This window comes from Flavonifractor sp. An9 (genome assembly GCF_002161245.1).
Lineage (GTDB): Bacteria > Bacillota > Clostridia > Oscillospirales > Oscillospiraceae > Flavonifractor > Flavonifractor avicola.
Map to the genome: position 1 here is coordinate 20,084 of NZ_NFHC01000023.1, position 20,598 is coordinate 40,681.

Annotated in this window: 17 protein-coding genes; 4 read left to right on the top strand and 13 right to left on the bottom strand. The window is 59.3% G+C overall.

The genetic code is table 11. The features are described from left to right. The first annotated feature begins 18 nt into the window (after window positions 1–18). From B5G40_RS13245 to B5G40_RS13255, 3 genes are all read left to right on the top strand, one after another. Complete coding sequence (locus B5G40_RS13245) at window positions 19–699, top strand: DUF4956 domain-containing protein (RefSeq protein WP_087268431.1); 681 nt, start codon at window positions 19–21, stop codon at window positions 697–699. Between the two features lie 4 nt (window positions 700–703). After that, complete coding sequence (locus B5G40_RS13250) at window positions 704–2,146, top strand: CotH kinase family protein (RefSeq protein ID WP_143383418.1); 1,443 nt, start codon at window positions 704–706, stop codon at window positions 2,144–2,146. 539 nt (window positions 2,147–2,685) lie between these two features. Next, the gene (locus B5G40_RS13255; RefSeq protein WP_087399930.1) at window positions 2,686–3,972 is read left to right on the top strand and encodes a hypothetical protein; all 1,287 of its coding nucleotides are present in this window, start codon (window positions 2,686–2,688) and stop codon (window positions 3,970–3,972) included. 127 nt (window positions 3,973–4,099) lie between these two features. On the opposite strand, the gene B5G40_RS17200 is transcribed toward B5G40_RS13255, so the two are convergent. Then, window positions 4,100–4,915 (bottom strand): hypothetical protein, encoded by an 816-nt coding sequence (locus tag B5G40_RS17200; RefSeq protein ID WP_206407246.1) that lies wholly within the window; start codon window positions 4,913–4,915, stop codon window positions 4,100–4,102. A 125-nt stretch (window positions 4,916–5,040) separates the two neighbouring features. Between B5G40_RS17200 and B5G40_RS13265 the strand changes: the two genes are divergently transcribed. Further along, complete coding sequence (locus tag B5G40_RS13265; RefSeq protein WP_087189109.1) at window positions 5,041–5,430, top strand: hypothetical protein; 390 nt, start codon at window positions 5,041–5,043, stop codon at window positions 5,428–5,430. A gap of 132 nt (window positions 5,431–5,562) precedes the next feature. Here B5G40_RS13265 and B5G40_RS13270 read toward each other — a convergent pair whose 3' ends face one another. From B5G40_RS13270 to B5G40_RS13325, 12 genes are all read right to left on the bottom strand, one after another. After that, window positions 5,563–8,568: a serine/threonine protein kinase gene (locus B5G40_RS13270; RefSeq protein WP_087399931.1), complete on the bottom strand. Its 3,006-nt coding sequence runs from the start codon at window positions 8,566–8,568 to the stop codon at window positions 5,563–5,565. A 40-nt stretch (window positions 8,569–8,608) separates the two neighbouring features. Beyond that, window positions 8,609–9,316, bottom strand: a complete 708-nt coding sequence (locus B5G40_RS13275; RefSeq protein WP_087399932.1) for a PP2C family protein-serine/threonine phosphatase — start codon at window positions 9,314–9,316, stop codon at window positions 8,609–8,611. A gap of 12 nt (window positions 9,317–9,328) precedes the next feature. Further along, the gene (locus tag B5G40_RS13280) at window positions 9,329–10,081 is read right to left on the bottom strand and encodes an FHA domain-containing protein (protein WP_087399934.1); all 753 of its coding nucleotides are present in this window, start codon (window positions 10,079–10,081) and stop codon (window positions 9,329–9,331) included. A gap of 11 nt (window positions 10,082–10,092) precedes the next feature. Next, window positions 10,093–10,458: an STAS domain-containing protein gene (locus tag B5G40_RS13285; RefSeq protein WP_087399936.1), complete on the bottom strand. Its 366-nt coding sequence runs from the start codon at window positions 10,456–10,458 to the stop codon at window positions 10,093–10,095. A 77-nt stretch (window positions 10,459–10,535) separates the two neighbouring features. Beyond that, complete coding sequence (locus B5G40_RS13290; protein ID WP_087330063.1) at window positions 10,536–10,754, bottom strand: hypothetical protein; 219 nt, start codon at window positions 10,752–10,754, stop codon at window positions 10,536–10,538. A 133-nt stretch (window positions 10,755–10,887) separates the two neighbouring features. Next, window positions 10,888–13,446: an NHLP bacteriocin export ABC transporter permease/ATPase subunit gene (locus B5G40_RS13295; protein WP_087399937.1), complete on the bottom strand. Its 2,559-nt coding sequence runs from the start codon at window positions 13,444–13,446 to the stop codon at window positions 10,888–10,890. Window positions 13,447–13,460: 14 nt separating this feature from the next. Further along, on the bottom strand, window positions 13,461–15,608 hold the full coding sequence (locus B5G40_RS13300; RefSeq protein ID WP_087399939.1) for an NHLP family bacteriocin export ABC transporter peptidase/permease/ATPase subunit: 2,148 nt from the start codon (window positions 15,606–15,608) through the stop codon (window positions 13,461–13,463). After that, window positions 15,605–16,435 (bottom strand): HlyD family efflux transporter periplasmic adaptor subunit, encoded by an 831-nt coding sequence (locus B5G40_RS13305; protein ID WP_143383419.1) that lies wholly within the window; start codon window positions 16,433–16,435, stop codon window positions 15,605–15,607. Before B5G40_RS13305 ends, B5G40_RS13300 begins: the two co-directional genes overlap by 4 nt. 13 nt (window positions 16,436–16,448) lie before the next feature. Continuing rightward, window positions 16,449–16,952: an RNA polymerase sigma factor gene (locus B5G40_RS13310; protein WP_343286737.1), complete on the bottom strand. Its 504-nt coding sequence runs from the start codon at window positions 16,950–16,952 to the stop codon at window positions 16,449–16,451. Window positions 16,953–17,148: 196 nt separating this feature from the next. Beyond that, complete coding sequence (locus B5G40_RS13315; RefSeq protein WP_087399944.1) at window positions 17,149–18,420, bottom strand: zinc ribbon domain-containing protein; 1,272 nt, start codon at window positions 18,418–18,420, stop codon at window positions 17,149–17,151. 14 nt (window positions 18,421–18,434) lie between these two features. Beyond that, window positions 18,435–19,670, bottom strand: a complete 1,236-nt coding sequence (locus B5G40_RS13320) for a zinc-ribbon domain-containing protein (protein WP_087399946.1) — start codon at window positions 19,668–19,670, stop codon at window positions 18,435–18,437. 3 nt (window positions 19,671–19,673) lie between these two features. After that, window positions 19,674–20,594, bottom strand: coding sequence for a zinc ribbon domain-containing protein (locus tag B5G40_RS13325; RefSeq protein ID WP_158099538.1), 921 nt, complete (start codon window positions 20,592–20,594; stop codon window positions 19,674–19,676). Between the last annotated feature and the right edge of the window lie 4 nt (window positions 20,595–20,598).

Genomic DNA, 20,598 nt, shown 5'->3' on the forward strand with positions numbered 1-20,598 from the left:
AAAAGAGGTGTGGCTGCCATGCCCACGTTCACCTTTCAGGACATCTTCAAATCCAGCTTTCTGGAGCGGCTGGACGCGGTCTCCCTGCCGGACGCCGCCATCGCCCTGGCGCTGGCCTTCTGCCTGGGCCTGTTCATCTTCCTGGTCTATAAAAAATGCTACGCCGGGGTCATGTACGCCCCCAGCTTCGGGGTGACCCTCATCGCCCTCACCCTCATCACAACCCTGCTGATCCTGGCGGTGACCAGCAACATCGTCCTCTCCCTGGGCATGGTGGGCGCCCTGTCCATCGTCCGCTTCCGTACCGCCATCAAGGAGCCCATGGATATCGCCTTCCTGTTCTGGGCCATCGCGGCGGGCATCGTGCTGGCGGCGGGGCTGATCCCCCTGGCGGTGGTGGGCAGCCTATTTGTGGGGGTGGTGCTGCTGGTGTTCTCCCGGCAGAAGAACGGGGAGTCCCCCTACATCCTGGTGGTCCACTGCGCCGACCAGGATGTGGAGGGGCAGGTGCGCGCCCTGGTGGAGGCCCGGGTGCGGCGGCTGAATCTGAAGAGCAAGAGCGTGGCCCCGGGCCAGATCGAGCTGAACTACGAGGTGCGCCTGCGGGATGCCGACACGGAGTTCGTCAATGAGCTGGGGGCCATGGAGGGCGTGGGGAACGTGGTGCTGGTCTCCTACAACGGGGACTACATGGGGTGAGGCCATGATCCGCCACCGGCATATCGATCTTATCTGCGGCGGGGCCATCCTATTGGCCCTGGTCCTCACCGGTCTGCTCTGCTTCGGGGAGGCTCTGGGCCTCCGGCCCGCCAGCGCCGCGCCCGGGTACGCCTCCCGCCTCTTTGACGATGGCCGGGTCCACACCGTGGACCTGCGGGTGGAGGACTGGGCGGCTTTCCTCGAAAACGCCCCGGCGGAGGAGTATATCCCCTGCACCGCAGTCATCGACGGGGAGGAATTTTACCAGGTGGGCCTGCGGGCCAAGGGGAACAACTCCCTCCGGCTGACGGAGGAGTACGGCCTGTCCCGGTACAGCCTGAAACTGGAATTCGACCACTATGTGGACGGCGGGAATTACCACGGCCTGGACAAGCTCTCCCTGGACGCCTCCTTCCAGGACAACAGCTACCTCAAAACCTGGCTGGTCTACCACATGATGGCCTACATGGAGGTGCCCGCCCCGCTGTGCAGCTATGCCTGGGTGACGGTGAACGGCGCCCCCTGGGGACTGTTTCTGGCCATCGAGGAGCCGGAGGAGGCCTTTGCCCGGCGGAACTTCGGCCCGGATCACGGTCAGCTCTACAAGCCGGACTACCGCTCCCTGAATGCGGAGAACGCCGACGTGGCCCTGCGGTACGTGGGCGATGACCCCGCCGGCTACCCAAACATCTTTGACAACGCCAAGTTTGACACGGACGTGGCGGACCGGGAGCGGCTGATCCAGGCCCTGCGGGTGCTGTCCACCGGGGAAGATCTGGAGACGGCAATCAACGTGGATGAGGTGCTGCGGTATTTTACCGTCCAGGTGTTCGTCATGAACTGGGACAGCTACCTGGGCCACACCGGCCACAACTACTTCCTCTATGAGGAGGACGGGGTGATCTCCATCCTGCCCTGGGACTACAACTTGGCCTTCAGCACCTACGCCCTGGGCATGACCGATCCCATCCGGGACCCCAATGTGCTGATCAACTGGCCCATCAACACCCCCGCCCGGGGGGAGACCATGCTGAAACGGCCCCTCTATCACAATCTGATGAAACACGACGGTTATTTCGCCCAATATCACGCCTATTTCGACCAGTTGATCACGGAGTATTTCGAGAGCGGCCGGTATGAGGCGGTCATCCGGCAGACCCAGGCCATGATCGCCCCCTATGTCCAGGCCGACCCCACCGCCTTCTGCTCCTATGAGGACCACCTGCTGGCGGTGGACACCCTGCTGGAGGTGTGCCGCCTGCGCTCCGAGAGCATTCGGGGACAACTGGAGGGGGACTATCCCATCACCCTGGCCCAGCAGGGGTCGCAGCCGGGGGCGGGGGTGGACGCCTCCCATGTGGATCTGCGGGCCCTGGGGGATTTCGACGACCTGGAGGCGGCAAAGGAGCGGCAGGATGAGGCCGCGGCAATTGCGGGGGTGGAATAAGAGGGTAGCTCATATTGTTTACTGTCCCGTAAATTTTGAGTTGCCTCCGGCATAAATGGATTACATTATTTCCCTCCAAAAATTACAACGCAGACGGGCAGAAAATGCCTCCCCACTTTGTCGGCGGACGTGCCGCCGGCAAAAGAGGGGAGGCGCTTTTGACCACATTTTCAGCCACAGCGCGATGTGGAGTATACGGAAACAGGATGCTCAAAAAGTGGCGGAAAGCAAGCAGATCGGAGTGTATATCGCTATAAAGTACGAAAAATAGTTAGAAAAAAGTTCCAAAGCCGCTTGGCAAGGATGAGGTCGCCAGTTCAAATCTGGCTAGCAGCTCCAAAAACCCTTGAAAGCTTCGGCTTTCAAGGGTTTTTTGTTGTAATTTTAATTATTATAAAATTTTGGTATGCTGCCGCTCCCTGTCCGGGAACGACAACATACCAAAATTTTTGTGGATAGCATTGTACAGTAACGGTCAGGCTGACATATTGTGAAAAGGTCGAAATCAACATAGAAGGATGGATATAAGGAGGAAAGCTATGAGCAGAGAGGTTCCGTTTCTCGATATGCGCAGATCATCCGGAGATCCTATCAACTGCTGGATCGTCTATCTGATGCCTTTTGATGCGGAAGAGCGGGGAAACTATGACAAGGTTGATGCTTTCCAGCGGATGTGTGTTGACAACAATATCTTCGGTATGGGCTGGGATCTTCCCAAAGATGCCATGCTTCCCTTTGAAACCACCATCCAAAAGGGGGCAGAGATATATCGGGAGATACATCAAACACGCTATGGCGACGATTCTGGTATGAAGAACGCTTTGCTCGACTATCAGAAGATCCAAAAAGGCGATTATGTTGTGATGAGATTGAAAAACGGCCATTATTATGTGGGGAAGACAGCGGAGTCACCGGTCTATTTACAGCAAGAGCAGGAGCCCTTCTCCTATCTCTCCTGGGGCTGCCGGGTGGAGCGGTGGGAAGAATATGTATCGGAAGAAGATATCCCATCAGAACTTCGGGGACGGCTTTCTCAGCGGCGCCATACCACGATCCAGCGAATCGCTGGCTATAGGCTTCGCCTGCTGATCATGAAACTCTATGAAGATCGAACCGCTGCGCCCCAGTTCCAAATTCCGCCCCTCCGCATTACCCGGGATAATTTCATTCGGTGCTTGGATTACTTGCAGTTGGAGGATCTGGTGGCCCTGCACATTTGGAAACAGCATGGGAGCAGTGGATATATGCTCCTCCCATCATCCGGCAAGGTTAGCCAGGCAAAATATGAATTTCGATTTATCAATGTAGAGCATCCGGAGCGGAAAGCGATTACCTGTCAGGTCAAAAATCAGGCGGACATTCAAATTGAGCAGTATAAAGGCGAAACTGGGTACGAATGGATTTATCTGTTTAGTGGCCTGTGGAGTGATGAGGAGGCAGTAAATAAACAGGTCAAGTGCGATTCCAATGTGGTTGTCATCAGCCCATCGGAGCTGTTTGAAACATTGCGCTACCACCCTGCTTTCGACAGCCGGTTCTATCAGGTAGAGAATAAAGCCGTAATCTCTATTGGAGAGATTGCGGCGGGGCTACAAGAATTGAGTTACACGGATGCAGGGAAGAAACTTAGAGTAAGGGGAAGCCGGCAATATGCTTGGGCCGGGCCTGACTTTCTCTGCTTTGTGGTCTCCGATGGGCTGTTCTATTCTGAAGAGTTTGGCGCATTGATCTGTGCTTGGGGGAATTACACAGAGGAAGAAATCGGCACCCTTCGGAATGATCTTAGCCGATGCCTGTCCAACACCGCCATCTGTCAACCCTCCTAATTGTCGATGAAGACAATGGGATAGCCACCTACTTTGGTTTTCAAGGGTTTTTTGTTGTAAAAATTGAAGCGCACTGGACAGGAAGCATTTCCTTTCCAGTGCGCTTTTTTTGATCCGCCGCGTGGGCTTACATTGCAGTATGGATCTGGAAGGTGATGCCCAGCTGCCGGAGCATGGACTCCACGTGGCAGGCGGTGCAGCCCCCTTCCGCCCAGTCTGCTAGGGCCTCCGGCAGGGTGCGGTTTGGATTCAGGGACTTTTGAAGCCGCTCTCCCTGGGACGCCTCCAATCCATAGTGATACTCCTTCTCAGCCTCCACGTCGATGCTGTAGCGCTCCACTGTGCCGCGCTGGTCATAGAACACAGAGAGGAAGAAAGGGTGCTCCAGGGAGAGGGGAAGGCGCTTGTGGAACAGACCCAGGGAGGCATGGAACCGGTCGTCCTCCAGCATGGCCTGGGCCATGCGGTACTTGAGAACCCGCCGTCTGTCCCGGGCGGTGACTACGTTCAGACGAGTGGTGTCGCTGTTGTGGGTCAGGTCTGCCAGCTTCACCCGGCGGGCGATGGGATTGCTGCGCAGCCGGACCACATACTCCAGATAGGGGGTGTGTTCGTCATGGGTCAGAAGCCCAAGGGCCTCCAGTACCGCCTCCGGGAACCCCTCATCCCGCAGATCGGAGATGGTATAGTGGGAGTCCTCCACCACGTCGTGGAGCAGAGCTGTGCACACCTCCTCCTCCGTTTCCAGCTGCTCGGCCAAATGGAGGGGGTGGATCACATAGGGCAGCCCGCTTTTGTCCGTCTGGCCGTTGTGGGCCGCGAAGCAGATCAGCAGGGCCTTTTTCGTCAGAGGCGTATACATCAGCCCTACAGGGCGCAGAGGCGCCATGGGCGCGCTTTCCAGGGGACTGGTGATGCTGTTGGAGTCGTGGTTTATGCTCATGTAGCAGCCCTTCTTTTTTTGCTTGAATTTTGTGTAACCACTGTAACAGTTTTGCAGGTCACGGGTATATATAGGCAGAACAGGCAAAGCAATACATAAATACAATTTATAAGGAGGACACAGAGATGGAGATGCAGAAGAATTTTTCCGAGCAGGACGTGAAGGACCTGGAACTGTTTGCTGACAAGCTGGAGCAGGCGGAGGACGAGGCTGCTGTAAACAGCATCCTGAAGGAGTACGGCTATGATACCGGTGCCAAGTCCGGCGATGAGCTGGGAGAGGCCGATCTGGAGAATGTCACCGGAGGTGTGACCGAGTTTTCCGCGCTGAAGTGGCTGCTGAAAAATACTGACTGGGGCAAGCTGACCTGGAAAGGCACCAAGATGGCTGCCAGATGCCTGTACGACGCCGTCAGATATGGCGATCCGTACCGGACTTACAGTGAGAAGGAAGTCCAAAAGGTCAGCAAAGACCTGGATGAGGCCATTCCCAATTGGATCAAGAAGTTCAGCTGATCCGGAACGCCGGTCTCTGTTGGGGCGGGGCTGTTTGCCCCGCCCCTTCTGCTGCGGTCTGGTTTGGACGGCGCAGGTGGTTAAATGGAGGTGTTGTAAGATACAACACCTCCATTTTGTGTCTGTCTGGGATCACCACCACGCAGTATACTCGCAGAATGTGCGGTCCGGCGATCCTTTTTTCTCCAGGAAGAAGGGATCATCTTCGATGAGAGACTGCAGCTCTTCCAGATATTCCTCCATACGGCCGCCGGTAAAGATCCCGCCGCCTGTGACATAGCCGGGCAGGATGCTGCCGGTGCCGTAGGTTTTGCTGAACCAGATGCGCGCCCGCTCTTTCAGCACGTCATTTTCGTCGATAAAATAGAGATACAGGCCGTCGGCGGGGGAGTGCTCCAAATCAGACTGCTCATATAAGGCCTTGGTCAGCGCTACTACCTGGGAGGCGAAGTTCTTGCCTGTGTTCATGTGCAGATAGACCCGGATGTTCATTCCGTCGCTGACCACTTCCATCTGCTCGTACTGAGCTGCGGCATCACAGTTCTCAATGTTGTCCCGCACCTGCTTGGTCAGGTCGCCGTACTGCATGGAGAAGTTGGCATCGTCAAAGGCAACGCCGTTCTCGTCCTCGTTGCACTGGTACTGGGCCGTACTTGCCCCGGAGGGCAGATTGACGTCCTGGGAAATGGCAGTCAGCAGCTGCACCAGCCAGCGTTGCTCCTCTCCGATGGGCTGATTGTCCCAGAAGCAGCCCTGATCCAGGGTCACCACCGTGCCGTCGGCCCCATCCTCCAGGTCGCAGGCAAGCCAGGGAATGTTGTTGACCTTGAGATAGATCTTGTCATACCCGGCGTCCTGAGCCAGCTGGAGGAAGTTTGCCAGGTCCTCCTCACTGCTGCCTGCCGTGGCCTCCAGGGCGTAGGTGCCGTCCGGGCGGCTGATCCAGTCCAGCTGCCGGACATATAGATTGTTTAAGCCGGCGCTGAGATAAAAGGTAACCTGCCTGAATTCCAGCAGCTGAAGCAGCGGGATACTCATATGTTCAGCGCCGGTTTTTACCACCATCTGATAGGTATCCCCGGAGCAGATGGTACCAAATGCGTATTCCTCACCCAGAAGGTCCAGGCGGCGCTTCATGGCGGCGCAGGCGTCGGCCCACCGGCCTTCCCCGGGGAGGGCATCGCTGTCCACCCAGGGATAGAGCAGGGTGACGGTCTGGCCGGTCACCTGGTCAGGGGAGCGCTGGAAGGTTTCGGCCTGATTGCCGGTGTCCGGAGTCTCCCACGCTGCCTCGTAGTTTACATCCAGCTGGTAGTAGAAGGGGTTTGGCAGGGGCTCCTGGGACAGGTTGTGCTGAAGCAGCCGGGCAAATGCCGCGCCGTCCGTATTGGTGATGTAGAAGGTCCGTCCGTCCCCCGCTGAATAGAGATAGGTGTACCAGAGATTGGAGGAACTCTCAATATCCTGGGCCAGGACCATATTGGTGCCCCATTGGGCCATTTTATCCCGGTTTTTCTGGACAAATTCCTCGGTGAATACCAGCTTCTCCAGGCCGCCCTTCTCCAGGGCCTCCGCCAGATCGGGCGGGCTGCAATCCTCCGGCGCCTGGGTCTCAATGGTGATGGATTCCACATCGGAGGGGGTCACCCGGATGGAATCACTGCGGTCTGTTTGGAATTCCTGGAAGTTGATCAGACTGAATTCTATGGGCCGGCTGATGTAGCACTGCATGGTCTTTTCCAGCCCCAGCGGCTCGATCACCGAGCGGGGCAGGAACAGCTTGATCTGATCGTCCTCCACCGCAAAATCGTAGGGCTGGCCGTCGCAGAGAAGATCGATCCGTGCCTCCACCGTATCCGCCGCCTGAGCAAAATCGTGGACGGGCATCTCCTCGTGGGCGGTCAAAATGATCCGCATATAGTTGCCCGAATCGATATCCGCCTGGCTGACGCCGCCATTGCGTCCGGTTCCCTGGGGGATGAACCGGCTGGCCCCCCAGATCCCTGCGGCCAGCACCGCCACGGCCAGCACCGCGGCCAGCGGCCGCAGCCATTTTTTTCGGGCTTTTGGTTCCGGGACCGGCTGAGGTTCCGGCGGGGTGTGGTGGGGGTCGGGCTCTGCGCGGCGGGGAATGGGACGGGTCACATCGTCGTCGTCATCCAGCTCCAGCGCATGATTTTCCCCTGTGGGCCGGAAGAGCATCTCCTTCATCTCACCGATGCTCTGGAACCGGTCCTCCGCCCGGACGGCCATTCCCTTTTTCAATACCGCCTCCTGCAGGGCGCTGATCTCTACCCCCAGTTCGGAGGGCCACTTCAATTCATCCAGCTGGGCCCGTTCCAGGGCGTCGTCCGGCTTCAGACCGGTGATACAGCAGTAGATGGTGGCGCACAGCGCGTAGACGTCGGTCCACGGCCCCTGATGGCCTTTGCTGCGGTACTGTTCCTCCGGGGCGAAGCCCGTCTTGAGGATCACCGACACGCTGGTGTTGCCGCTGAGATCCAGCTGCCTGGCGGCGCCGAAGTCCATCAGTTTGACGGTGCCGCTCTTCAGCAGCATGATGTTGTCCGGGCTGATATCCCGGTGAATGATGCCCACCTGGTGGATCTTTTCCAGAGCGTCCATGACGGGCCGCATCCGTTCAAAGATATCGTCGGCAGAAAAGCGGGTCAGTCTCAGGATGGAGCGCAGGTCATGTCCGTCCAGGTACTCCATGACGATATAGGCGGTGTTGTTGGCTTCAAAAAAGTCCCGGACCGTAACCACGCCCGGGTCATCTGCAAACTGCGCCAATGCCCGGGCCTCGCTGAGAAATTTTCGTTTTCCTTCCTCGATGGAATCCACCTGTCGTTTATCAGAGATGGTGATCTCAGGGGAAAAAGCCACGTTTCGGCTGGCGACCCCACTGGGGTAATATTCCTTGATGGCTACCCGGGTATCCAACAGCAGATCCCGGCCAATGTAGGTAATGCCGAATCCACCCTGACCCAGCGAACGTCCCACCAGATATCTGCCGTTCAGTTTGCTGCCGGGGCGAAGGTGGTGGAGCAGCTCCGTATCCCCGCCCTGATATCCGCAGTGGGGACACACATCCGCTCCACCGGTGGGCAGCATACAGTGTAAGCAGTAATCTGTCATATCCTGTATTCTCCTTCTCTTAACACGGTTGCTCCCGCGCTCACCGGATGAGCATGGCGATGGCGGAATGGTTGTCTCCGGTGTGGGCGCCCCGGACGGCAAGGCGGGCGCGCATGGCCTCCAGCCATTGCAGGGCGGTGGAGGCGCCGGAGAGGTCGTATGCCATCTCCGACTCCTGGATCTTCTCCCAGAAACCGTCGCTGCACAGGAGCAGCCCGTCCCCCGGAGCCAGCTCCAGATGGGCAATGTCTACCGTCACATCATCCTGTGCGCCCAGGGCGCGGGTGAGCCGGTGGCGGTCCTTGCAGGTGCGCAGCTCGGCCGGGGTGATGTCGCCGGCCCACAGGGCCAGCTGGGCGGTGCTGTGGTCCCGGGACTGATACAGGATACTGCCTTCCCGGAACTGATAGATCCGGGTATCGCCCACATTGGCGGCCAAAGCGGCCCGGCCGTCAAACCACACGGCAGCCAGGGTGCTTTTCATGCCGGAGGTCTGACGCTGGTCCCAAATGAGGCTGTTGGCCTGCTCCACAGCCCCCCTGAGGGCGACCACCGAGACAGGCTTGCCCATGATACTGCCCCCCACCGTCTGGACGGCCAGCTGGGCCGCGGCCTTGCCGCCCTTATGCCCGCCCAGACCATCTGCGATCAGGCCTGCCATGGTGTCGCCGCTCTCCAGCAGCGCAACGGCGTCTTCATTTTCCTTCCTGCCGCCGATATCCGAATAATAGGATGCGCTGACGTTCATGGGGAGGCCTCCTTACTCTATGACGTCCACAATAAAGGTTTCCGTACCCAACTCCAGCACATCCCCGCTCTTGATTTGGAACTGCTCCTCCTCATCCAACTCCCGGTCGTTGACATAGACCTTGTTGGTGGAATGATGGTCCATCACGGTACAGATCCCGTTTTTCAGATGAAACACCGCATGGATGCGGCTGATGCTCTCATTGTCCGGAATGGCGTAGCTGCAGGTGAGCTTTCTTCCCACGGTAAACTCGTCCTTGGAGATCTGGATGGCTTCTCCCGTAGACCGCCGTTTCAGGTAATATTTTTTGATGCTGGCCTTGGGGATTTGGATGGTCTTGCCCTCCTCCAGGCAGGGCTTCATCGCGGGCAGCTGCAGCAGGGCAAGACAGCAGGCGCCGTCGGTGTGGCAGACGGCGTAGTCCACCGCCGCCACCTGCTCCAGCTCCAGCTGGGCCTTCATGACGGGGGAGAGCTCCACCGCTTCAAGGAGCACCGCCGCCACCGGTTTGCCGCCCAGAATGCTGCGGTTGAAGCGGCTGCGAAAGCTGTGGTCCTCCACCGACTGCCGGGATAAGAAGGCCAGCATGACCTCGGCGTTTTGGGGGACAAGGGCGTTTCCGGCGGCGGAGGGCTGGTCCCAACAGAGCCGGCAGTCATTCTTTTGCAGGATCTCCAGCAGGGGGGACACCCGCCCCCAGTCGGCCGGGCAGCAGAGCGCGTAAACAAAGGGAAGGTTCTCTGTATAGTCCTCTTGCATCAACATCCACGTTCACCTCAGCTCTCAATCTCAAACAGTTCGTCAAACCCGATCTCTGCAAAGGTGGCGTGGACCGCAGAGCTCATGGCGCACAGCTTCAGCATGGAGCCGGGACGTTGGTCCAGCAGCCGCTGGACGGTGAGCAGGGCCTTCAGGCCCCCGCTGGAAATGACTTGCAAGCCGGAAAAATCCACGGCAATCCTGCTGCGGACGCAGGCCGCAGCCATCAGCTCATCCTCAAAGGCGGGCGCCACAACCGAGGAGAGTGTGCCCGACAAACTTAGGGTTACGGTATCTCCTGATAGGGTTTCTGTGATGGAAAACAGCAGTTTCCCATCGTCCTCCTCCCAGCGCACGCAGTCCTGCTCTATGTGCCTGTTCATGTTACTAGCCCCTTCCCGCCGGCTGTCTTATTTGCCCACAATGCCGCAGACAGACTGCGGCCCCTCAGCGCTGGCGCTCAATGGTTTTTGTTGTCGATTTGCTTGATAAAATCTTTGTATGGGTTGGAACTGCCTGCAGCTGTGACCAGTTCCAGCTCGTCCTCTCCCAGTTCATCGGAGCATCCGTCAAAACACTGGAGATCGGACACCCGCTTCAGCCGCTGGTCGATGGCTTTCAGTTCCTCCGGGATCTCCTCCGGCATATGGTTGATGTTTTTGATTTGATCTGGCTCCATCAGATTACCTCCCCGGGTATATGTTCTGGTCGGGCCGGTCCGGCATGGATCGCTCTGCGGCCAATCAACTGCTATGGTTATTCTAAACTGATATACACGCCAAAACCGGACTTGTTACAAGGAATGCGAATCCTTACAGGATCTGACGGCTGGCCAGCTCATGGAAGAGCCCGCCCTGGGCCATCAGCTGTTCATAATTTCCCTCTTCCACAATATCTCCATGGTCCATCACCAGGATGCGGTCACAGCTCTGTATGGTGCTGAGCCGGTGGGCGATGACCACCCGGGTGCTGCCCATTTCCTCCAGCGCTTTGCACACCTGGGCCTGTGTCAGGTTATCCAGTGCGCTGGTGGCCTCGTCAAAGAAGAGAATGTTGGGCCTGTTGATGATGGCCCTGGCAATGAGAATGCGCTGCTTCTGGCCGCCGGAGATGGTGTTGCAGTGTTCGCTGACCATGGTCTCCAGCCCCATGGGCATCTCCTGGATATCTCTGGCCAGGCCTACCGCCTCCACCACCTGCTCCACCCGGGTTCGTCCGGCGTTGGGGGCGGTAAGGGTGATGTTCTCAAAGATGCTCCCTGAGATGAGCTCGCCGTCCTGCAGCACCACGCCGAAGTGTTTTCTCAGCTCCTGCAGGTCCAGCTCGTCCATATCCTGGTCGTCATAGTAGATCCGGCCTGAGGTGGCCTTCTCAAATCCCAGCAGAAGCTTGAGCAGGGTGGATTTTCCGCAGCCGGAAGCGCCCACGATCCCCACATATTCGCCGGGCCGGATGTGAAGGGAGAGGTCCCGAAACACAGGCGGGGTTTCCGGGTCGTAGGAGAAGGCCACGTGATCCAAGTCGATGCTGCCGGTGAGCTGGCCGGGCAGACGCTTGTCGCCGCCCCCTTCCGGCACCGTCTCCAGAATGGCCTTCACCCGCCGGTAGGTGGGTTTCAGCAGCTGATAGGAGATCAGCGCGCTGAACAGGCTGCTGATGGCGCCGGAGACCATGCCGAACGCCGAGTTAAAACCGACGAAGCTGCCCATGGTGATGGAAGCGGACTGGGCTGCGATCCAATAGATCAATACCAGAAAGATCCCGCTGCTGGCGGAGGAGAGCAGGGCGCTGAGGTTGGACAGCCGGCCCAGCCGTGTTTCCAGCCGGCGCTGCTCCATAAAAGCGCGCATATATTCAAAAATAGTCCGCTCCTCCACGCCGGCGGTTCTGATCTTCTCGATCCCCAGCAAAAACTGGAACAGGAGAGAGCTGCTCTTTCCGTCCATCTCCATGACCTGGGCCTGATAGACCATACGGCGGCGCGTCAGAAGATAGCTGATCAAGGAGAACAGCAGCGTGACCGACAGGGACACCAGAGAGAGCTGGGGGGAATAGGTAAACATCCGTATGCCGTAGAACAGGGCGGAGATCAGGCTGAGCCCCAGCCCCAGCAGCATTCCGGACACAGAGCTGACCAGGCTGCCCAGTTCCATAACCCGCTGGGCCAGATCGGCGCTCTCGTAGTTGCGGAAGAAGTTTTCCGGCAATTCAAAGATCCGGTGGTAGACCGCGTTTTGCACATCGTACTGGATTCGGCTGTCCAAACGGAAGGTGGCCAGACTTTTTACCACGGAAAAGAGCAGATTGCCCACCATAAACGCGCCTACCAGACAGCAAATCTGAAACACCATTCCCATCTGTCCGGAGGGAATGAAGCGGTCGTAGAGCATCTGATTCAAGGTGGGGATCAGCAGGCCGATGAGGGCGGACAGGATGGTCAGCCCGATGATGACCGCCAGATCGGCCCGGGACAGGCAGGACCAGCAGTAGGCCGCCAGGTCCTTCGCCGTCATTCCCTGAAGGGGGAAGGGGCGGTAGATGATATAGGCCTGGGGATCGCACTGCTCCGCCAGCGCTCGGGTCAGAGGGACCGCCTTTTCCCCGCTGCGGCAGAGCAGATATTTGCCCCGCCCTCTGGGAATGCAGGCGGCCGGTTCCCTTTCCCGGCCAAATTGTACCATAATGGGCCCGGCATCCGCCTTATGCCAGTTTTCCTCCAGCAGAATCTTCCGGCAGGGAATGTGAGAAATGCGGGCCACTTCCTCCACGGAGATCTCCTGCCGGCAGCAGGCTGTGATCTTTTCGTAGGGGGCGATGGGGATGCGCATACGGTGGCACAGCTCTGCCATGAGCTGATAGACCGGGTGCTCCCCGTTTTCCCTGGGTATGTCCTTTTCCTTGGAAAAGAAGGAGGCGATCATCTCATCGGTGCGGGCCCGCACATCCTCTTTTTCCTTGTCCGTGCGGATCAGGTAGCCGTCCTCCTGCACCAGGTTCAGTCGGTAGCGGTCCACCAGCAGATTGCCGTAAGTCTCCCGGCCGGGGTTCTCGATCCCCGCTCTGCCCAGGAATTTTTTTTGCAGGGGTCCGGTGGAGAGCCCCTCCAGACGCTCCAGCTGGGCGTGCTCCTCCGCCGGTGTCACCAGAAAGCGCCACAGGCCGCCCTCGGCGTCCGTGTGAGAAAAGGCGGGAAAAATGGTATTTTGCTCTGCGGTGCAGATCAGGGAGCGGCGTCCCGGCTGGCCCTCCGTCCAGGGCACCACATAGATGTGAACGCGGCCTGACAGCACCCGGTATGCGTCTGTGGGAGTTTCGGTGATGTAATATGCGCCGCCGGTCAATCCAATGAGATTGGCGGTTTCCGTCTGCATGATGCAGCCTCCTTTCAGTTCATTGACATGAACCGGCAGTAGAGTCCGTCCAGAGCCGCCAGCTGAGCATGGGAACCCCGCTCCACAATGCTGCCGCTATCCATCACCAGAATCTCATCGCTGTTGCGTACGGCGCTGAGCCGGTGGGCCACAATGATGCAGGTACACCCGCGGCGCTTGATGTTCTCAATGATCTGTTTTTCGGTGATGGGGTCCAGGGCGCTGGTGGCTTCATCCATGATGAGCACCGTGGGGTTGGTCGCCAGGGCACGGGCAATTTCCAGGCGCTGACGCTGTCCGCCGGAGAGGTTGCCTCCTCCCTCGGTCAGCCTGAACTCATATGCGCCCGGCTTTTGGGTAATCAATTCGTGGATGCAGGCGTCCTTTGCGGCGTTAATCATGTCCCGCTCCAGAACGGCGTGATTCCACATGGTCAGATTGTCCCGGATGGTACCGGAAAAGAGGGTAATATTCTGGCTTACGGTGGACACGCTGGCATGGAGCACGTCCGACGGGATCTCTTCCAGCGGGACTCCGTCCAGCAGGACCCTGCCTGCCCAGGGGCGATACAGCCCGCTGACGATTTTGGCAATGGTGGACTTTCCGCAGCCAGAGCCGCCCACCAGGGCCACCGAACTGCCGGGCTCCAGAGAAAAGGAAAAGTCGGTGACCAGGGGTTTGGCCAGATGGCTGTACCCAAAGGAGACCTCCTCCAGGGCCACCCGGCCGGAGAGCTTGGCCTGAGAAAATTTCTGCACCGTGGTTTCCTGGAATTTCTCATCCACCGGATGGCGCAGGATGTCGTCTACCCGGGCGATATCGGCTTTCAGCGTCTGAATCTGCTGAATAAAGGCCACCAGCGTCTCCACAGGTGCTGAGAAGGAGGCAAACAGGGAGGTAAACGCCGACAGCATACCCAGGGTCATGTGGCCCTGGATGACAAAGACAGCGCCCACCAGCAAAAGCAGAATATCGATCAGGTTGTCCACCATTCCGGGCAGCGCCCCTGTCACGGACTGGGTCTGGCTGATGGCCTGCTCTGTGGAGGCCGCCTTGGCCTGGTAGCCCAGGACACGGGAGCTGTAGGCGCTCTCCGCGCCCGACGCTTTCAGGGTAGAGGTAACGCTGAGACCGGCGCACACCACGCCGGTCAGTTTGCCGCTGTCCTGCTGCAGCTTCTGCACCCGGTTGGAGATCCGGCTGGCGGTAATTCTGGCGATCACAACATTGAACAGAATCCCCACCAGTCCGATGGCGGTCATCAGGGGGTTGTAGAAAAGCAGCAGCACCAGATAAAAGGCAGCCACAAAAATGTCCAGGAAAATGTTTGCCAGATCGCCGGCGATGAAGTTGTTGACGTTGTCGTTGTTGCCCACCCGGCCCAGGAGGTCGCCGGGGGAGCGCTGGGCAAAGAAGCCCACCGGGAGGCGGAACAGGTGCTCCAGCAATTCCCGGGAGGAGAGCAGCATCAGTTTGTTCTGCATCTTCAACAGGAGTTTGGCGCTGTATGCCTCCAACAGAAGCCGGAACAGGAGGGTCAGGATGAGAAAACCGATGAACTGGAAAAACCAGGGGACGGCGCCCGCCCCCAGGACCCGGTCCAGAAACACCTGGGAAAAGACAGGGAGGATGAGGCCGGGGAGGATCATCAGCAGCCCCAGACACAGCATCTGGGCCAGGGCGCCCTTCTGCCCCCGGATGCGCTGTTTGATCAGAGGAAACAGGGTGTTTTCCCGTTTGGCCTTTTCAAACTGGGGGGTGGGGTGGAAGGTGAGCACCACGCCGGTAAACCCCTCGTCCAGGTCCTCCATGGTCAGCTTGCGCCGGCCCAGGGCCGGGTCGTTGAGGTAGACAAAGGACCCCTTAAAGCCCTCCAGCACCACAAAATGGTTGAAGTTCCAGTGGATCAGACAGGGCATCTCCAGCTGCTTCAAAGCCTCCGGCTCCTTGCGGTAGCCGTGGCATTCCAGCCCGAATTTGCGGGCGGCGTACATGATGTTGCGGGCGTTGCAGCCGTCCCGTGATACGCCTGTCTCCACCCGCATCTGCTCCAGCGGCACATATTTGCCCCAATAGGCACAGATCATGGCCAGAGAGGCGGCGCCGCACTCCGTTCCTTCCATTTGAAAGATGGTGGGGGTTTTGCAGTATAATCTGCTCATGAGGCCTCCCCTCCAAACATGGGAAAGACCCAGGCGATGGGGGCGCTCTGTCCCAGCGTGATCTGCACCGAGGCGGAGGAGCCTCCGTACAGGACCTGCTCAGCCCCGGCGGCGCCGGAAAAATAATATCCGCTGGCGGTGGTGCTGTCCTCCCGAAGGGTACAGGTCACCGCCACCACAGGCCCTGCGCTCATCAGCATTTCGATGGTCTGGGCGTCGTTTCCCACCACGGCGGCCATGGACTCGGCGGTGGTGTGGACCCGGTCCACACAGGCCACCTGGCCTTCCATCCAGCCGCAGGCATCCCCCACGCCGTCCAGATAGATCACCGCCTCCATGCCGGGTTCCAGCTGAAGGGCGGTTTCCTGACTCACATAGCAGACCACCGACAGCCCGCTGTCACTGTCCGGAGAGATGCGGAACAGGGCCTGATTGGGCACCACATACTCCCCGGGCGCCACCAGATCCTCCCGGATGACGCCGGACTGGTCCGCCGGTACCACAACGGTCTGTCCGGTGGAAGTCAGGATCTCCGCCACCGGCGTTCCTGTCTCTACACAGTCGCCGCTGTGTACCAGCAGGGAGGACACCTCTCCGGCCGCTGTATTGTACAGGGAGTTGGCGCCGTAGTCATAGGTCAAAAAGCCGTATGTATCCACCGTTGTGGGGATGCGCCCCACAAAAGACCAGATGACCACGCTGGCCGCAAGGACGGCCGCCGCGGCAATGCCCAGCCAGGACATGGGGCTTGTGAGCTTGAGCATACCATCCAGCCGGTCGGGGGAGCTGAGCCGCTCCAACGCGGTTTTGCGAAATACGCTTGTCATGGGATCATGCACCTCACAGTCCTTGGGCTTCAAAGTATTTCCGGATCTTTTCCAGGGCCCGCTTGAGGGTCACCCGGACATTGACGTCCGTCATCTTCAGGATACCGGCAATCTCCCCCGAGGTCTTTTTATGGAAATACCGCTCTGCAATGATGGTGCGTTCACGCTCAGACAGAATGTTCATGGCAGAGGACAGGGCCCGCCGCTCCTCCTCCAGCAGGATGGCCTGGGCCACAGAGGTGTCCCCGGGCAGTTCCGGGATGTTCTCATCGTCCAGAGACAGGAACTCCTTCTTGTCCCGGTAGTAGTTTTTCAGGCGGTTTTTCATTATGACATAAACCCAGGTCCCCACAGAGGCCTTTTGGGGGTCAAAGCTGTCAAAATGCCGGTAACAAGCCACAAAGACCTCCTGGGTCAGATCTTCTGCGTCCTGGCGGGATTGCGTATGCTGTTTTATATAGCGGAATACTTTGAGATAATATTCGCGATATACTTGTTCAAAGCTCACCCGATCCACGCTCCCAGTTTCTTCAAATGATCGCTCTATGCAAAAGCTGGATATTTTGTATATTATTATAGCATTGCCCTTTTTCCATTGCAATGCAGAAACCCACCGATAAGGAAAGGGCCTGCTGTCTGCGATACGCAGACAGCAGGCCCTTGTTCGTCCAGATGGCAATCAGTCGGTTTGGCTGTGTGTCTATCAATATGGGTTACCCTTCCGGATCAAGGATGGCGTTGGACAAATCAATGGGATGGTCACACTGGTTGTCCACGTCGGTGTCGTTGCCGGAAAACACGGTGCCCGCAAAGTCCAGGGGGATGTCGGTGGGCACGTTCTCCAACAGCACGGCGGTGCCGTTGTTCACAAACTGGTTGTCGTGGTAGCGGCTGTCCGAGGCGGACTGGCCGGTGGCGTTGAAGTGGAGGCCCACCTGGTTCTCCATGAAGGTACACTCGGTCACATTGATCCAGGCCTCCCCCTGGGACTGGAAGCCGGTCTTGTAGCCGGTGAAGGAGCAGCCGATGGCCCAGGCCTTGGTGGGAGCGATGATGCCGGTATCGGCGCCGTTACCCACGAAATCTATGTCGTAGAAGTAGTTGATCCAGTAGAAGCTGGCGCTGCCGTCCATGGTCACCGAGCCTTTGAGGGTGGTGCGGTCCGCCCCCTGGTCGGTGCAGCCGTAGAACTCATAGGAGCGGCTCAGGGTCAGATCCCCTTCGTAGGTCACCGGGGGCAGGTAGATGTACACCAGATCGGAGGGGGCGATCTCCCTGGCGGTCTGATCCAGCAGGGCCTGGAGGTCCTCCACGGTGTCCATGGGGGTGTCCTCCCAGTGGTACTCGTGGGTGATGATGGCGGTAACATGGATGTTCTGGCGGACCCGGATCACGTCCCCATTCTTCATCTGGACGGTCCAGACGATCTGGGACTCCCCGGAATTGCCCGTAAAGTCCAGGGAGCAGATCATGGCGGCGTCGGGGGAGTAGTCCTCGTCATGACGGGGCTCCCCGGCGGTGAGGGGACCGGCGGCGTTCTCGTCCTGGACCACCTTCACGGTGACGGCCTCCACCAGGGGCTCAAATTCCGCCCAGGCGTCGGCGCCGGTGGCGGCGTCGTTGACGTACCAACGGGAGGGCCAGCGGTACTGCTCGTCGGGGGAGCCCTGCTGGTAGATGTCGGGGGCGGGGGCGCAGCGGTCGTTGGGCCAGGCCACCAGCAACTGGTAGGTCTTCTCCCCGCTCTCGTAGTACACCTCTCCCAGGGCGTCAAATTCCTGGGGCTCATAGGGGCGGTTGAAGTACCAGATTGCTCCGCCCACGGCGGCGGCGGCCGCCAGGATCAGCAGGCCCACCAGCAGCTTTTTCAGCAGGGGGTTGGCGGTTTTTGCCTGTTTTCGGGGATGGATATCCTTCGCGCAGTGGGGACAGAAGGCGGCGTTTTCCGGTATGGGCGCGCCGCAGAGGGGGCATTTGTGTTCCATGGTGGGATTCTCCTTTACTCAAAGGTGGCCTGGGACAGATCCAGGGGTTGGTCGCAGAGGTTGAGGATGCTTTGGGCGTTGGCCCGGAAGATGGAGCCCTGGAAGTTGAGGGTTATGTCGGTGGGTACGTTGTCCAACCGCACCGCCACATCGTTGCCAAAAAAGCGGTTGTCGTTGTACATGGAGTGGTTGGCGTAGTCTCCCGTGCTGTCGAAGTGGAAGCCGATGCCGTTGCTTTGGAAGGAGCAGCCGATGACGTTGACCCAGCTGGTGCCGTAGGCATAAACCCCGGTGTCCCAGCCGGTGAAGGTGCAGTTGGTGGCCCGGAAGGGAGCGGAGCCGGAGAGACCGGTGCCGCTGCCCCTCCCCACAAAATCGATGTCCTGGAGATAGGCAATCTCGCCGTCGGGGGCCACCACCTGAACAGGGCCGGTGAAGGTGGTGCGGCTTCCGCCTTCGTCAGCGGAGCCGTACAGGTTCAGGCTCCGGTCCCGGATGGTGATCCCACCCTCATAGGTCACCGGGGGCAGGTGGAGGTTGATCACCGCCACCGGGTCGTTCGCCTGGCCGCCGATGGTGTCGATGAGGGCCTGGAGCTCCTCAGCCGTGTCCATGGGGTAGTCCTCCGGGTGGTAGTCATATACCGGGATGGGAACCACCTCATAGGTCTGCCGGAGGTAAATGGTGTCTCCGTTTTTCATTTGGAAGGTCCATACCAACTCTGCCGTGCCGCTCTCCCCGGTGAAGTCGATGAGGGAGATAAGGGGGCACTCAGGCGCTCCCTCGTTGTAGGCGGGCTGGGAGCACAGGTAGGGGGAGGAGCTGTCCTCCTGACCGATGAAGGCCGCGCTGACCTCCTCCACCTCCGCCAGGAAGGCGTCGGAGACGTCGTTGCCGGTGCTGTCGTTGATAAACAGCCGGGAGGGCACCCGGTACTGGCCCTCCGGCTCCCCCGGAATGGTCATCTCCGGCACGGGGGTGTAGCGGTCCGCGTGCTGGGTGAGCAGGAGCTGATAGTCCCCGTAGCGGACCTCCCCATAGCCGTCGTAGGTCTTGGGGGCGAAGGCCAGCCACAGCCCGAACCCCACGGCGGCCAGCACCGCCAGAGCCAGCAGTCCAAGCAGCAGTTTTTTCAGCAGGGGAGTGGCGGTTTTCGCCTGTTTTCGGGGATGAATGTCGGTGGCGCAGTGGGGGCAGAAGGAGGACTCCGCCGGCAAAGGTGCGCCGCAGTGGGGGCATTTGTGCGCCATGACTTATCCTCCGTTCCCCTGGTAATCCAGCATGGTGTAGCCCAGCAGGTTGTAGTCCTGATCCAGCAGCAGGTAGCACATCCACCGGTCCTTACGGGGCAGGAACTCCTCCAGCCGCTGGATCTCCCGGCACTGGCGCCCCGGCTCCGGGCCGTGGAGGGTGTGCCACAGGGCGTAGATCTGGGCGTCGTCCTCCCGCAGCACCGGACCACGGCCGGTGTTGTAACCGTTTAAGAACCACACCGCCCCGGAGGACTCGATCTCCTCCGGCGGGATGTAGGTGGAGAAATCCTCCTCCCAGTTGCCCTCAAAGGCGGCCAGCTCCGCCTCGTAGAGGTGGGTGAAGTCGTAGTCGCAGTTCACCACGTCCATCTGCCACTTGCCGCCCCCCAGGTTGGTGGGGGAGCCGATGAAATAGCCCATCAGGTGGGTGTTGTCGTCAAAGATCATCAGAGCCACCCGATTATTGGAGTCGCTGCCGGCGTTGTACATCCCCCGTTCCCCCACGGCGTTCTGGGCGCCCCGGGAGGACACCAGAGTGGCCATCTGGAAGCTGTCCACCAGATAGTCGTCGATGTTGTCGCTGGTCTTGATGGTGGTGCGGAAGTCGATGCAGGTGAGGGTGGGGAAGAACTCCTCCAGATATTCGGGAGTGGCCGTCACCATGCCGTCCTCGTCCTCCTGAAAGACCACCGGTGTGGTCTCCCCGGCGGGGAGACCGGTGGGATGCTCATGGAGCAGCGCCCAGCCCACCAGGGCGGCCGCCGCCACGATGGCCAGAGCCAGCACCCATTTCAGACCCTTCCGCCACAGATGGGTGGGGACGGGGGCCGCCTCCCGGGTGCGGATGCTCCGGGCGCAGTGGGGGCAGAAGGAGGACTCCTCCGGGAGAACTGCGCCGCAGTGGGGGCATTTGTGTTCCATAGGG

Coding starts and splice junctions, on each gene's coding strand:
- B5G40_RS13245 (WP_087268431.1), top strand. CDS start 19: ATGCCCACGTTCACCTTTCAGGACATCTTCAAATCCAGCTTTCTGGAG.
- B5G40_RS13250 (WP_143383418.1), top strand. CDS start 704: ATGATCCGCCACCGGCATATCGATCTTATCTGCGGCGGGGCCATCCTA.
- B5G40_RS13255 (WP_087399930.1), top strand. CDS start 2,686: ATGAGCAGAGAGGTTCCGTTTCTCGATATGCGCAGATCATCCGGAGAT.
- B5G40_RS17200 (WP_206407246.1), bottom strand. CDS start 4,915: ATGAGCATAAACCACGACTCCAACAGCATCACCAGTCCCCTGGAAAGC.
- B5G40_RS13265 (WP_087189109.1), top strand. CDS start 5,041: ATGGAGATGCAGAAGAATTTTTCCGAGCAGGACGTGAAGGACCTGGAA.
- B5G40_RS13270 (WP_087399931.1), bottom strand. CDS start 8,568: ATGACAGATTACTGCTTACACTGTATGCTGCCCACCGGTGGAGCGGAT.
- B5G40_RS13275 (WP_087399932.1), bottom strand. CDS start 9,316: ATGAACGTCAGCGCATCCTATTATTCGGATATCGGCGGCAGGAAGGAA.
- B5G40_RS13280 (WP_087399934.1), bottom strand. CDS start 10,081: ATGTTGATGCAAGAGGACTATACAGAGAACCTTCCCTTTGTTTACGCG.
- B5G40_RS13285 (WP_087399936.1), bottom strand. CDS start 10,458: ATGAACAGGCACATAGAGCAGGACTGCGTGCGCTGGGAGGAGGACGAT.
- B5G40_RS13290 (WP_087330063.1), bottom strand. CDS start 10,754: ATGGAGCCAGATCAAATCAAAAACATCAACCATATGCCGGAGGAGATC.
- B5G40_RS13295 (WP_087399937.1), bottom strand. CDS start 13,446: ATGCAGACGGAAACCGCCAATCTCATTGGATTGACCGGCGGCGCATAT.
- B5G40_RS13300 (WP_087399939.1), bottom strand. CDS start 15,608: ATGAGCAGATTATACTGCAAAACCCCCACCATCTTTCAAATGGAAGGA.
- B5G40_RS13305 (WP_143383419.1), bottom strand. CDS start 16,435: ATGACAAGCGTATTTCGCAAAACCGCGTTGGAGCGGCTCAGCTCCCCC.
- B5G40_RS13315 (WP_087399944.1), bottom strand. CDS start 18,420: ATGGAACACAAATGCCCCCTCTGCGGCGCGCCCATACCGGAAAACGCC.
- B5G40_RS13320 (WP_087399946.1), bottom strand. CDS start 19,670: ATGGCGCACAAATGCCCCCACTGCGGCGCACCTTTGCCGGCGGAGTCC.
- B5G40_RS13325 (WP_158099538.1), bottom strand. CDS start 20,594: ATGGAACACAAATGCCCCCACTGCGGCGCAGTTCTCCCGGAGGAGTCC.